Below are 13381 nucleotides of genomic sequence, written 5' to 3'. Positions count from 1 at the left end.
GAGTGATTTAGCGCTCTGTAGATTATTTTTCTACTTCTGAGGATGTTTGTTCTGTTTCAACACATCCTTGCTCGGTCTCAGTAAGTTGCGCTGCATCTTGAGCTGCTTTTTCGCGATCCGCTTTAGAAATGTATTTCGGTTTATTGGAAGTATGTAATTTAGAGTTTTGTTTTTTGATTTTCTTTTTCAAGATTTGATTGATTTTTTTCTTGCGGTTCATTGCATAACCTTGTTTAGGTGTGTCTGAATGGGGCTAAGACTACCATAAACTGGCGGTTTGAGTGGTAAAAGTTACGAAAAGATCAATAGAAATTATTGGCATGGGAGCGATTGTTGTTACACCTATTATGTGGGTCACGCTTTACAAAAAACATAGATAAACCAATAAGCTAATCTCTATTCGTATCCCCATAATGGACGTATAATTAGTTCACTAATCATAAAGGTAACAAAGCAGGTTATATGGCACAAACGTACGCAGAAATATCCGGTTGGGGAAAGTGTTTACCTCCTAGTGTATTGAGCAATGATGATCTTAGTACATTTTTGCAAACCTCTGATGAGTGGATTAAACCGCGCACTGGGATCTCTGCAAGACGGATCAGCCATGTGCAAACCTCTGATCTGGCTACGGTTGCGGCAGAAAGAGCGATGGCGTGTGCGGGCATTGAAGCCTGTGACCTAGACTTAATTATTGTGGCCACTTGCTCACCGGATACATTGATCCCTAACATTGCCTCCAAGATCCAAAATAATGTTGGGGCTTTAAACGCTGCCGCTTTTGATCTTAATGCAGCCTGTACGGGTTTTGTTTATGGCTTAGAAACCGCAACGCGAATGATCCAAGCGGGCAGTTACAAACATGCTTTGGTGATTGGAGCGGAAAGGTTAAGTTTCTTTATCGATTGGACACAGCGTGATACCGCTGTACTGTTTGGCGATGGGGCAGGAGCGGTGGTGCTGTCACAAACCACTGAACCTGTTGGTTTACTGCAAAGTAAATTAGGCTGTGATTCACAAGCCCGTGATATTTTAGCTGTGCCTAGTTTTGGTACCGCGATGGATAGATTTGCCGCAGATAATGGCTATTTTAAATTTAACTTTGTTGGGCGCGAGATTTTTAAGCGCGCAGTTAAAGGAATGGGCAGTGCTGCACAACATGTGTTGCAAGACGCGCAATTGCCGACCTCTGAAATTGACGTAGTTATACCTCATCAGGCCAATATCCGAATTATACAAACATTGTGTGACTTGGCAGGCATTGAGCAACAAAAAGCATTTATTAATATACAAAACTACGGCAATACATCCGCCGCAACTGTGCCCATTGCGCTCTGTGAAGCGGTAGAGCAAGGGGCCATTAAGCCAGGTTCTAACATCCTTACCGCTGCATTTGGCGCAGGACTGACTTGGGGCGCCGGGCGTATTCGATGGGGAAAACGAGTCACTCCTATTGCACTTAGTGATGCAGAACTCCCCCCTTGTGACGAGTCGGCCTTACAGTTATTGCAACAGGCCATAGTGCATTGCAAAAACCCGCCGATGAGTGAGTAACAGCAGGGTCAGTTAATGCTTAGCCATATAGCGCTAATGACCAAACGCTAACTACCTAGAGGATCTTAGTGATTCTACAGCAACTCTTTATAGCCTAGTGATTGAAAAGCTAGGCTTTAATTTATCTAGTGGAATATCGCCTAGCCAATCCTTTAGCATTTTTATCAAGACACCCATTGTTAATTTACTCATTCTTTATCGAGACCCCCATCATTCTTTAATGAGATGCCCAATGTTACTTTTCATCGTTACTTCGTCCATTTTTTAACGAGACACCCATCATCCTTTAATGAGACACCCATTGTTACTGTTCGCCGTTACTTCGCCTATTCTTATTAAAAAGTGCTGTTGCGTTGTTTACTTGTAACAGGTCAAACAAACAGATCAACATTCCTGCCAGTAGAGTAAGGTTACCGCGTAACGCGAGGTGAGCTGTATAACCATTATTTTATGTATTCACTGTGGGATTCATCTATTTGGCTTAATAGGCGTCCCCCTTAATTAGTAATTGCTAAATTAGCATTGACTGATTATTGTGTTTGATTACACTGATTCATTATGAAGTTATGGGTTGCATGGTAGGAATGTATCCAACGCACTCAGGTATATCTGGTATTTTTAGCGTAATGGGCATCAAGTCCACTGCAAATAAAGGAGAGAAATGTGGAGTTTACAGTTCCTTGGGCATCGCTATTGGGCGGCATGTTATTAGGTGTGTCAGCCTCAGTGTTGTTATTGTGTAACGGCAAAACCGCCGGTATTAGTGGCATTGTGTCGGGTTTAATGAACAATGTTGCGGGTGATAGAAGTTGGCGTTGGTTATTTGTTGTGGGTATGGTGAGCGGAGGCGTCATCGGCTCACAAGTGTTTGATGCCTATGTGCCAACGAGCTATAACAGCCATCTTATCACTTTACTCATTGGCGGTTTGTTAGTGGGTCTTGGCAGTAAACTGGGTAATGGGTGTACTTCTGGGCATGGCATATGTGGCATTGGTCGCCTGTCAATGCGCTCTATTGTTGCCACTGTCGTGTTTATGTGTGTTGCCGCTATAACGGTATTTGTTCGATTACATTGGGTGGGGTAGGCGATGTTTAGATTCATTTCTTTAGTAAGCGGCCTATTATTTGGATTAGGTATGGCGGTGTCAGGAATGGTCGATCCTAACAAAGTCATTGCATTTTTAGACGTAGCAGGCCGTTGGGATCCAAGTCTTGCATTTGTCATGGGGGGAGCGCTTAGTGTCTTTTTACCTGTCTATTTTTTGCTGATTAAACCTCGTAGTAAACCGCTGAACACTGGCGTTTTTTCATTATCTTCCCGTCGTGATATTGATGCGCCATTATTGACCGGAGCGGCCTTATTTGGTGTGGGCTGGGGATTAGTGGGAGTGTGTCCAGGTCCAGTAGTGTCCTCTTTAGGGGCAGGAAACATGCAAGCATGGTTATTTTTGCTAGCGATGCTCAGTGGCTTTTATCTAGCCAAATTTATTCCGTTGGCGAGTAAATAATCGCCCACCTAAGCATATCCCTAATAAGGTGGAGGGTTATATGGTATGGCTTATGTCGTTACGACCTATAGTAAAAGGGTTATAGGGCTTCTTTTATCGTAAAAGACATAGGGCAGTGATCACTTAATTGATAGTTGAGCAAATCTTGTTTGGAGTAAAGGTGTTGCTTGGGCCGAGAGAAGTGAAGATCTCCACTGACCATTGCATGGTCAATTAATCGTTTAAATTGATGTGTTTGTTTAGGATGGCGGTTTGAGCGAATAACGCATTGTGCGGTGGAATATTGGGTGGCCAAGCGTACATTGTGTACTTGATGCGTTAATGCTTGCCATAACCAATCCCCTTTAAAGGCAAGATCATGGTTAAAATCCCCTAATATTATGTAGGATTGAGCAAGAGATTCCCTTTGCTTAATCCACTGATTGAGCTTCTTACCTTGGGTGGCTAACAGTTTGCATGAGCGTTGCTTGGTTCTTTTCCCAATACACCCGGCCTTTAAATGCACCGATAAGATATGAATGCCCTTGGCGTTTTTTGTGGGTTTGAGTTCAATATAAGTGGCAAACCTTAGTTTGCCATTTTTGTTGCTATTAAGATTGAGATCAGGGTGCTCCACCACGGTGATGCTTTTATCAATAGCAAAGCCGGTATATTGGTTAATATCAGAAAATTGCGTGGCGGCATTTCGTGATAAGGCCCGTTCAGAGAGAATGATCTGGTAGTTTGAGCCCACCACTTGTTGGATAGCGGCAACATCATTGACTTCTTGGAAGGCGAGTAGATCCGGTTGGATCTTAGTGAAGTATTTGGACAGTGCATTAAAGTCATCTAAGTGGCGTTGGCTTTGCGTAAATTGTGGATAACTATGGCTAGAGAGCCATGCCAAATTCCAACTGGCCAGTCGCAGCTGTGTTGCATAGGCACTGTTAGGCACACCAATAATCAGCAATATTAGCCAGCTAAATGCAAGGTTTATTTTTCTAAATTTTAATTGCAAAATTTAATATTCCAGTTAATAGCCCATCGTTAAAGCACTTCAAAAAATGCAACCCATACACAAAAAAAAAAGGCTTTTTTTTCGTTATGTGAGTAGCGTATTTTATTCGTAAAAGATCGTTCTCAAAATAATAAACTTGAACCTTATATTGATCTAGATCAAGAACATCTCGTGGCGCTTCTCGTTAAATACAGCCACAATATGTAGTGTTAATTCGTAAGTTAAATACCCTATATAGTGTATCTGTGCATATGCTGTGGGTAAGGAGAAATTGTGAAACCAGTTGTGTTAAAAAGAGATGGCTCTCTTGCCCCATTCACCAGAGATCGCATTGTGGCCGCTATTCAAAGTGCAGCGCCAGATGTTGATGAAAACTTATCAACTTATGCTGAAGGCGTTGCGTTATCTGTTGAGGGACAACTGGCGGATAGCCAAGAAGTGGATATCCAACAAATCCAAACATTAGTCGAAAATGAACTGATGCAAGGTTCTTATAAAGGATTGGCACGTTCATACATCGAGTATCGTCACGACCGTGATATGGCTCGTGAGAAAAAAAGTGCGCTCAACAAAGAAATCCAAGGTTTAATAGAGCAATCGAATGCGGATCTTCTTAACGAAAATGCCAACAAAGATGGCAAAGTGATCCCGACGCAACGTGATCTTTTGGCCGGTATTGTGGCCAAGCATTACGCTAAAACGCATATTTTACCTCGTGATATCGTGCAAGCTCATGAGCACGGTGAAATCCATTACCACGATCTTGATTATGCGCCATTTTTCCCAATGTTCAACTGTATGCTTATCGATCTTAAAGGCATGTTAACACATGGCTTTAAAATGGGTAACGCTGAGATAGACACCCCGAAATCTATTTCTACAGCAACGGCGGTGACAGCGCAAATTATCGCTCAAGTGGCCAGTCATATCTACGGTGGTACCACCATTAACCGTATTGATGAAGTGCTCGAACCTTATGTGATGCACAGCTACGATAAACACCTACAAGTGGCGAAAGAGTGGGATATCCATGATCCTAAAGCTTTTGCACGCTCACGTACGGAAAAAGAGTGTTACGACGCGTTTCAATCCCTAGAGTATGAAGTCAACACTTTGCATACCGCTAATGGGCAGACACCGTTTGTCACCTTTGGTTTTGGTCTTGGTGCATCTTGGGCATCAAAATTAATTCAAACCTCTATCCTTAAAAATCGTATTGCAGGACTGGGCAAAAACAGTAAAACGGCGGTATTCCCTAAATTGGTGTTTGGCATTAAAGATGGGTTAAACCATAAGCCGAGCGACCCAAGTTACGAAATTAAGCAACTGGCCTTAGAGTGTGCGACTAAGCGTATGTATCCTGACATCTTAAACTACGACAAAGTCGTGGAAGTAACAGGATCATTTAAAACGCCAATGGGCTGTCGCAGTTTCCTTGATGTGTATGAAGAAAATGGCGAGATGATCCATGACGGTCGTAATAACCTTGGTGTGGTGAGTCTTAACCTGCCACGCATTGCCTTACAAGCTAAAGGCAGTGAAGCGCGTTTCTATGAACTGCTTGATGAGCGCTTGAGCACGGCTCGTCGCGCTCTAGAGACACGCATCACTCGCTTAGAAAATGTCAAAGCACGCGTTGCGCCAATCCTATATATGGAAGGGGCATGTGGTGTACGTCTGCAACCTGATGATTCAGTTGCTGAGATATTCAAACATGGTCGCGCTTCTATTTCTCTAGGTTATATCGGTATCCATGAGACGATTAACGCCCTGTATGGTACCGAAGAGCATGTGTTTGATCAGGCCGCATTAAGAGAGAAAGCGTTAGCGGTGATCTCTTACTTGAAGAAAAATGTCGATCAATGGACTGAAGAAACCAGTTATGGGTTTAGTCTTTATGGCACCCCAAGTGAAAACTTATGCAGCCGTTTCTGCCAAATTGACACTAAAGAGTTTGGTGTGATTAAAGGAGTAACGGATAAAGGTTATTACACTAATAGTTTCCATTTGGACGTCGAGAAAAAAGTTAACCCGTACGACAAAATTGATTTTGAAATGCCATATCCTCACATTTCAAGTGGTGGCTTTATTTGTTATGGCGAGTTCCCTAACATGCAACGTAATGTTGAAGCATTAGAGAATGTCTGGGATTACGCGTACAGCCGCGTACCGTATTACGGCACTAATACGCCGATAGATGAGTGCTATGAGTGTGGTTATAACGGCGAGTTTGATTGTACAAGTAAAGGGTTTACTTGCCCTAACTGTGGTAACCATGACTCATCAAAAGTGTCTGTGACACGACGTGTGTGTGGCTACTTAGGCAGTCCTGATGCGCGTCCATTTAACTTCGGTAAGCAAGAAGAAGTGAAACGTCGCGTTAAACACCTTTAATAACAAGCAGAAGTCGTGATGAATTATCATAATTATTATCCGATAGATGTGGTCAATGGACTGGGTACGCGTTGTACCCTGTTTGTTTCTGGTTGCATCCATCAATGTCGAGGCTGTTATAACCAGTCCACTTGGTCTCCTAGCTCAGGGCATCTGTTTACCCAAGAAATGGAAGATCAAATTATTGCGGATCTTAACGATAGCCGAATTAAACGTCGGGGCTTGTCACTGTCTGGGGGCGACCCACTATTTCCTGGTAACCTTGATGCAGTATTAAAACTGGTGAAGCGGGTCAAAGCATCGTGTCCGGGTAAGGACATTTGGCTTTGGTCTGGCTATGTACTTAGCGAGTTGAGCGAACAACAACAAGAAGTTATGAGCTACGTCGATACTTTTATTGATGGCAAATTTGAAAAGGACCTTTTTGATGCTCGTTTAGAGTGGCGTGGCAGTTCTAATCAAGTGATTCATCGATTTACCTTGGATTAGAGCCTAAACGTATGGGGCAGGGTGTAACTTGTCTCATACGTGCTCAACATAAATGCTCTGTGTAGCCAGTTTAACCCTGATTAGCTATTTCGATTTTCCCCCGCAAGTGATAACGTGACACTCTCCAAATGAATTTCAAAGGGTTGTGACTTTCATGTTTTCAAATTTACCTGCACCTGTACAGGATCCTATCCTGTCTTTATCTCAAGCTTCTCGTCTAGATCAACGTGACACAAAAGTGGATCTGGGGATTGGCGTCTACAAAAATAGTGACGGTGTCACTCCAGTAATGCAATCGGTGCTGCAAGCGCAAAACATTGTGTTGCAACAGCAAACAACAAAAGCCTACGTGGGCATGGCCGGTGACGAAGAGTTTAATGCGGCAGCATTAAGTCTGGTATTACCTGATAGCGCTATTGCACAGCGTGCGACATCCATACAAACACCGGGAGCCAGTGGCGGCTTACGCATGTTGGCGGAACTGATTGCATTTTCTCATCCAAATGCCACTGTGTGGCTGAGCAATCCGAGCTATGTGAATCATCAACCAGTGATGGAAGCGGCCGGACTCAAAGTAAAACATTACCGCTATTTTGATGTAAAAACTAAGCAAGTAGATACCGCAGCAATGCTGGATGATCTTGCTAAAGTCAAAGCCAAAGACGTGGTTCTGCTGCATGGCTGTTGTCATAATCCCACTGGCGCAGATTTGTCTCCAGAGGCTTGGAAACAAGTGACTGAACTGGCGCACAAACAAGGCTTCTTACCTTTCATTGATATTGCCTATCAGGGATTTGGTGACGGTCTTGAGCAAGATGCGTTTGGGGTTAGGTATATGGCTGAGCACTTACCAGAGCTATTGGTGACCAGTTCTTGTTCTAAGAATTTTGGTTTATACCGTGAACGAACAGGCAGTGCCATTATTGTTGCCAAAAACGGGACTCATGCGGCAAATGCACGAGGCAAAGTACTACAAATATCCAGAACTTCTTATACTATGCCTCCGGCTCATGGGGCGTCTATAGTTAAAACGATACTGTTAGACAATGACTTAAAAGCAGCATGGTTTAATGAACTTGAGCAAATGCGTTTGCGTTTGGTGAGTTTGCGACACAACTTGTGCCTTGAACTGGAAAAACGTACTCAAACCAACGACTTCGACTTTATTAAACAGCATAAGGGCATGTTTAGTGTGCTGGGCTACACTTCCGAGCAAATGATTCGCTTGCGTGAAGAGTTTGCTGTATATGGTGTAAATGATGGACGAATTAATATTGCTGGCTTAAGAGAGCAAGATCTCAATTATGTTGCATCTGCCATAGCAAAAGTGCGATAAAATTATGACAACTTAAATATGACGAGGTGGATTGGATGAAACATTGGAAAATTTTAAGTATCGCTTTAGCCACAGGCTCTCTAGCCGCTTGTTCCACTACGCAGGATCAATCACAAAAGGATGTGAAGTTTGAGCCGCCGGTAATGGAACAAGAAACCGAAGAAGGCATAGAGGAAGTGGTGGAAAAAGACGAACCTATAATGGTGGAAGAGGAAAAAGAGGTGAAGCCTGCCGTTGCCGCTGCCACTAAAACAGCAGATGGTAAGTTGATTCTTGGCGAACAAGAGTGGGTCTATTTTCCTGAGTTTAAAGCCACCGCTAAAGCGCGCGTAGACTCCGGTGCTACCACTTCATCATTGTCGGCTGTTGAAGTAAAAGAGTTTGAACGTGACGGTAAACAATGGGTCAAATTCAAGCCTGCACAAAAAGGCAAAGTAGGCAAAGAAATCAGTTTGCCTGTGGTTCGTTTTGCTAAGGTAAAACAGTCCAGTTCCGATGCGCCAGATAAACGCCCTGTGGTTGCAGTGTGGATTCAAGTGTCAGATCTAAAAGAGAAAACTGAATTTACATTGGTGGACCGCTCTCATCTTGATTTTCCCGTATTACTGGGCCGCAGTTTTGTTCGTGATGTGGCCATTGTCGACGTGAGTCGTAAGTTTATACAACCAAAGGTGAGCAAGTAATTCATTATGAGTGCCTTCATTAGAGGGCATATTGACTTTATTTAATCATTACTTAGTACTTTATGCGTTGTATTCTGATTGTTTTATTGAGCCTTTATTCTTGGTCATCTTTTGCTAAATCAACGCAAACGGTGTATGTGTACGCGGCTTCGTCGATGACGCAAGTGGTGCAGCAATTAACTGCAGTAGCGGCAGAGCAAGGTATTGAGGTTAAAGGCGTTTTTGGTTCATCTTCCTCTATAGCAAGACAGATATCCAATGGGGCACCTGCGGATATTTTTATTTCGGCTAATCAACAATGGATGGCGTATGTAGAGCCTCAATATGGGGTTCAGCCGTCGCATATTATCGCCAGTAACCGTCTGGTGGCAATTACCGCTGACCATCTCCCTACCATACCTATTGAGGATCTTAGCAAGCCTGAACGTTGGCAACAGATTATTGGCCATGGCCGAATCGCTGTTGGTGAAACTCATACTGTTCCGGTGGGGATTTACGCCAAGGAGGCGCTGCAATCCATGGGGGTATGGCCTGTATTGCAACAGCAGATTGCGCCAATGAAAAACACTCGCGCGGTCTTGGCCATGGTGGAGCGGGGGCAAGTGCCTGTTGGCATCGTTTATGCCACTGACGCAAACTTGTCTACAAAAGTCAAAGTATTAGCGCCGATCCCGCGTCGCTATTATTCACACATCACCTACCCAATGTTGTTATTAAGTGATAAAGCACACGCTCACGAGGTTTACCACATTATGTTAAGCCCTTTAATGCAACAGAGGTTATCTGAACTAGGATTTAGCCCAATAGAGAACGCTAATGCTAACTGAGCTTGAGATCATTGCTCTCACCCTAAGTTTAAAGGTCGCGATAGTGGCCAGTATTTCGATTTTGCCTGTGGGCATCGCTTTAGCTTGGCTATTGGCTAAAAAAGAGTTTTACGGCAAAAGCTTGCTCGATGGGATCATCCATCTACCGCTGGTGTTGCCTCCGGTGGTGATTGGTTATGTGTTACTGATCTTGTTTGGTAAACAAGGGGCATTAGGACAGTGGCTCAATACCTACCTAGGCATTGATTTTTCATTTAGTTGGAAAGGGGCAGCATTGGCTTCAGCGGTGGTGGCGTTACCACTAATGGTGCGCTCAATTCGTTTAAGTATTTTGGCGGTAGATCGCAAACTTGAAGAAGCAGCCATGACCTTAGGCGCGAGTCCATTTAAGGTTTTTTGGCGAATTACCTTACCGTTGATCATGCCCGGAGTAATATCGGGTTTGGTGCTGGCTTTTGCGCGAAGTTTGGGGGAGTTTGGTGCCACTATTACCTTTGTTTCAAACATTCCAGGGGAAACCCAGACGATTCCTCTGGCGATGTTCAGCTTTTTGGAAACTCCTGGAGCGGAGTTTGAGGCCATGCGCTTATGTTTATTAGCGGTGGCAATTGCGCTTATTTCTTTATTTGTTAGTGAATGGTTGTCTCGTCGCTCTCAGCAAAAATTGGGGTTAATACAATGACCTTTCAATTCTCATTTCAACATCAATTTGCAGAGCAACACTTTTCTATGGCTGCGCACCTGCCAAATAATGGAGTGACTGCTGTGTTTGGTCGCTCTGGGAGCGGTAAATCTACATTATTGAATGTGTTGTCAGGGTTACTCGCCCCTCAATCGGGCAAAATAATTCTCAATGAGCGCCTGTTACTTGATAGTGAAAGTAAGTGCTATGTTCCGGTATGGAAGCGCAAAGTGGCGATGGTGTTCCAAGATGCACGCTTATTTCCTCATTTGTCCGTTCAACAGAATTTACTGTTTGGCGCAACCAATTCGGCCATCACCTCGCGCTTTACACAACTGACGACCCTATTAGGCATTGCCCATTTATTACAAGCAAAGCCGAATACCTTAAGTGGTGGAGAAAAACAGAGGGTGGCCATTGCCCGTGCCTTACTCAGTGAACCTCAACTTCTGTTAATGGATGAACCATTAGCGAGTTTAGATTTGCCACGTAAGCGTGAGGTTCTCAAATACTTAAATCAATTGTCTGCAACTATTGATATTCCCATCGTTTATGTCACGCATAGCTTGGAAGAGGTGATGCACTTAGCGGATCATCTTTTGGTGTTAGATAAGGGGCAAGTCGTCGACTTTGGTACAGTGGAAGAGGTTTGGAATGGGCCGAGTTTGGCATTATGGCAAGAGGGGGAAAGGCACAGTACGTTGCTCACCGCTACTGTCGCCGAACGTCATCCTAACTACGCCATGCGAAAAATGAATATAGCGCAACACTCCTTATGGGTGCCCGAACAAGACTTTACAGATAAAGTGGGTCAAAGTATGCGTATCAGAATTGATGCGCAGGATGTCTCTGTGACGCTGTCACCGAATTTGGTCGGGTCAATTCGTAATGTGTTGCCGGTGGTGATCACGGGTATTTCACCATTAAATAGCCATTCAAATTTGCTGACATGTTCATTAAATGAACAACTGTTATTAAAGTCGAATTTAACTCAGTGGGCGACCGATGATCTTGGCTTACACGTGGGGCAAAAGGTGTATGCACAAATAAAAGGGGTGAGCTTTACTCAGCAAAATCTGGCCAACTATTAACTTTCTAATGACCCATTACCTAGAGCAAAAAGTGTTGCAGTAGACGGCCTTATTATGGTGAACGTGCGCTCGAGCTGTTTTTGATCATCCCGAGCGCTGTGACGATTAGTCTTTTATAAATACGTTGTTAAAATCGCGCTTTAAGATAGGGTCGCGACGTGCTTTTTTCATCTGTTTACACATGTCTTTAATACAATTCATCAGCACTTGATCTAACATCTGTGCTTTGTAAGCATTGACCTCTTCCTCAGACATATCTTTAGGGATATTTAAGCTAGGAAACTCTTCTAAAAGCCCAACTCCGGCAAAAGATTGGCTTACTGAAGTGAGTGCATGAAACTGCTCAAAGTTATCAACCACATTTTGTGCGCTGGCAGGGAGTTCGTCCCAAGCTTTACGTACTTCTTCTTCACCTGCCTCATGTATGGAAACAACCATTTGGAACATTTGCTCTGGCACTTCATCAAAGATGATGACTTGGCGTAGTTCGGCTGAAACTTCACTTAGATCGATGGTTTGATCTTCAATTATTTCTGACATAAGGATATACCTAGTTGTAATGGTGTATTCATCGTAAAAAGTTACTTAAAAATGTCAAACTAAACAAAGCTATTGGGTGATGGATCTTATAAAAATAAACAGAGGTTCATCAATGTGGTGAAATTTCCAACATTATTAGGGTAAACAAACGGCATACGGTATGTAATCTAGTTTCATTGCGCTATATGCAAAGAAAGAACACAAAAAAAATTAGTGAAAGCTCGCCTTAAACTGGTTATTGTTTAGTAACAGTCTTAACGTTGCTTTTATATGGAGTATGCTTGAAACGTTACCTAGTTTTTCTTGTCACTATGCTGATATGTTTGACCTCTCATGCGGACCCTGTATTACGGAAGGTACTGGAGCAGAACTTTGCAACCGCGGTATTGCTCAGTGACAGCGAAGCTATCTCTTTTGGTTTCCAAGACTTTGACCCCAACAGTTTTATTACCACAGATAACGACAATATAGGCAGTGAAGAATCCTTAGAGCTGCGCAAGCAAATTGCTATTTACACTATTCCTTATACGATCAAATTACACGACGTTCCGCTAAAAGGTGACCAAGTTTTACAACAAAACATCACCTTTGTTGGCTCATACCTGAAAACAAAACGGGATATCGCCTTTGGTGACACAACAATAGAGCCAGAGGATACCAGCGTCGATCAAACGTTTACCTTATCGGGAAAATATTGGGTTAACTATCCTTTGACTGAAAATTTGAGCTTAAATTCGGGCTTAGATACCAACTTTATGCATTATCGCAATGATTACACTTACCGAAATTCCTTTACCCTATTTTACAAGGACCAATTAGAAGGTCGGGCCTTTAACACCAATGCGTGGGCGGTGACGTTTAAGCCAAGTGCCGAGCTTCACTACACCAAAGAGCAAGACTGGGGTCATTGGGAAGCCTTCACTGAGATGAAATACTTCTATGGCGTAGGTTGGGGCGAAGCCAACGAGGGCGACGTAGGTAACCCTGAGGGCTGGTATTGGATTAACGGCATTAAAGGATTTTATGATGTTACACACTGGGGTGGCTACGGGCAAACCCTATTCAGCAGTATACGACGTATTGATATAGGCAAAGATCTGCAAGAGCCAATGGGAACCACCAGTTATTATGAATGGAGTGCTGGTTGGTTGGTCAGTCCTCCCTATTTTAAAGATTTTATCGATAATATCGGTCTTGGTATCAACATCAATTATGGCAGCAGTTTAAAGGGGGGAACCATAGTTTTGTTGATCAATGAGCACTAGTGGTTATGTGTTAT

14 protein-coding genes are annotated in these 13381 nt (G+C 43.3%); 11 read left to right on the top strand and 3 right to left on the bottom strand.

The annotated features are described in order from the left end of the window. Positions 1–22: 22 nt before the first annotated feature. Positions 23–220 carry a DUF2986 domain-containing protein gene (locus OCU56_RS14345; protein WP_261875408.1) on the bottom strand — a complete coding sequence of 66 codons (198 nt, stop codon included), beginning with the start codon at positions 218–220 and terminating at the stop codon, positions 23–25. Between the two features lie 242 nt (positions 221–462). Here OCU56_RS14345 and OCU56_RS14340 point away from each other — a divergent pair, with 242 nt between their 5' ends. From OCU56_RS14340 to OCU56_RS14330, 3 genes are all read left to right on the top strand, one after another. Further along, a complete protein-coding gene (locus OCU56_RS14340) occupies positions 463–1554 on the top strand; it encodes a ketoacyl-ACP synthase III (protein WP_261875407.1) in 1092 nt (363 codons plus the stop codon). 663 nt (positions 1555–2217) lie between these two features. Beyond that, positions 2218–2640: a YeeE/YedE family protein gene (locus tag OCU56_RS14335; protein ID WP_261875406.1), complete on the top strand. Its 423-nt coding sequence runs from the start codon at positions 2218–2220 to the stop codon at positions 2638–2640. A gap of 3 nt (positions 2641–2643) precedes the next feature. Further along, a complete protein-coding gene (locus OCU56_RS14330; RefSeq protein ID WP_261875405.1) occupies positions 2644–3063 on the top strand; it encodes a YeeE/YedE family protein in 420 nt (139 codons plus the stop codon). Positions 3064–3142: 79 nt separating this feature from the next. On the opposite strand, the gene OCU56_RS14325 is transcribed toward OCU56_RS14330, so the two are convergent. Further along, positions 3143–4060 carry an endonuclease/exonuclease/phosphatase family protein gene (locus OCU56_RS14325; protein ID WP_261875404.1) on the bottom strand — a complete coding sequence of 306 codons (918 nt, stop codon included), beginning with the start codon at positions 4058–4060 and terminating at the stop codon, positions 3143–3145. A gap of 273 nt (positions 4061–4333) precedes the next feature. Here OCU56_RS14325 and nrdD point away from each other — a divergent pair, with 273 nt between their 5' ends. The 7 genes from nrdD to modC all read left to right on the top strand — a co-directional run bounded on the left by nrdD (position 4334) and on the right by modC (position 11562). Beyond that, a complete protein-coding gene (gene nrdD, locus OCU56_RS14320) occupies positions 4334–6454 on the top strand; it encodes an anaerobic ribonucleoside-triphosphate reductase (RefSeq protein WP_261875403.1) in 2121 nt (706 codons plus the stop codon). An 18-nt stretch (positions 6455–6472) separates the two neighbouring features. Beyond that, positions 6473–6943, top strand: a complete 471-nt coding sequence (gene nrdG, locus OCU56_RS14315; RefSeq protein WP_261875402.1) for an anaerobic ribonucleoside-triphosphate reductase-activating protein — start codon at positions 6473–6475, stop codon at positions 6941–6943. Positions 6944–7097: 154 nt separating this feature from the next. After that, positions 7098–8279 (top strand): amino acid aminotransferase, encoded by a 1182-nt coding sequence (locus OCU56_RS14310; protein ID WP_261875401.1) that lies wholly within the window; start codon positions 7098–7100, stop codon positions 8277–8279. Between the two features lie 35 nt (positions 8280–8314). Continuing rightward, complete coding sequence (locus OCU56_RS14305; RefSeq protein WP_261875400.1) at positions 8315–8962, top strand: ATP-dependent zinc protease family protein; 648 nt, start codon at positions 8315–8317, stop codon at positions 8960–8962. Between the two features lie 62 nt (positions 8963–9024). Then, positions 9025–9789: a molybdate ABC transporter substrate-binding protein gene (gene modA, locus OCU56_RS14300; RefSeq protein ID WP_261875399.1), complete on the top strand. Its 765-nt coding sequence runs from the start codon at positions 9025–9027 to the stop codon at positions 9787–9789. Continuing rightward, positions 9779–10471 (top strand): molybdate ABC transporter permease subunit, encoded by a 693-nt coding sequence (gene modB / locus OCU56_RS14295; RefSeq protein WP_261875398.1) that lies wholly within the window; start codon positions 9779–9781, stop codon positions 10469–10471. The genes modA and modB overlap by 11 nt, the downstream gene beginning before the upstream one ends. Beyond that, positions 10468–11562 carry a molybdenum ABC transporter ATP-binding protein ModC gene (gene modC / locus OCU56_RS14290; protein ID WP_261875397.1) on the top strand — a complete coding sequence of 365 codons (1095 nt, stop codon included), beginning with the start codon at positions 10468–10470 and terminating at the stop codon, positions 11560–11562. The genes modB and modC overlap by 4 nt, the downstream gene beginning before the upstream one ends. 105 nt (positions 11563–11667) lie before the next feature. On the opposite strand, the gene OCU56_RS14285 is transcribed toward modC, so the two are convergent. Continuing rightward, positions 11668–12102, bottom strand: coding sequence for a DUF3069 domain-containing protein (locus OCU56_RS14285; protein ID WP_261875396.1), 435 nt, complete (start codon positions 12100–12102; stop codon positions 11668–11670). 281 nt (positions 12103–12383) lie between these two features. Between OCU56_RS14285 and OCU56_RS14280 the strand changes: the two genes are divergently transcribed. Further along, positions 12384–13367 carry a Solitary outer membrane autotransporter beta-barrel domain gene (locus tag OCU56_RS14280; RefSeq protein ID WP_261875395.1) on the top strand — a complete coding sequence of 328 codons (984 nt, stop codon included), beginning with the start codon at positions 12384–12386 and terminating at the stop codon, positions 13365–13367. Positions 13368–13381 lie beyond the last annotated feature (14 nt).

The organism is Vibrio rarus, assembly GCF_024347075.1.
Classification (GTDB): Bacteria; Pseudomonadota; Gammaproteobacteria; order Enterobacterales; family Vibrionaceae; genus Vibrio; species Vibrio rarus.
The sequence above is the reverse complement of the archived record's forward strand: the minus strand, read 5'-3'. Positions and strand labels throughout refer to the sequence as shown.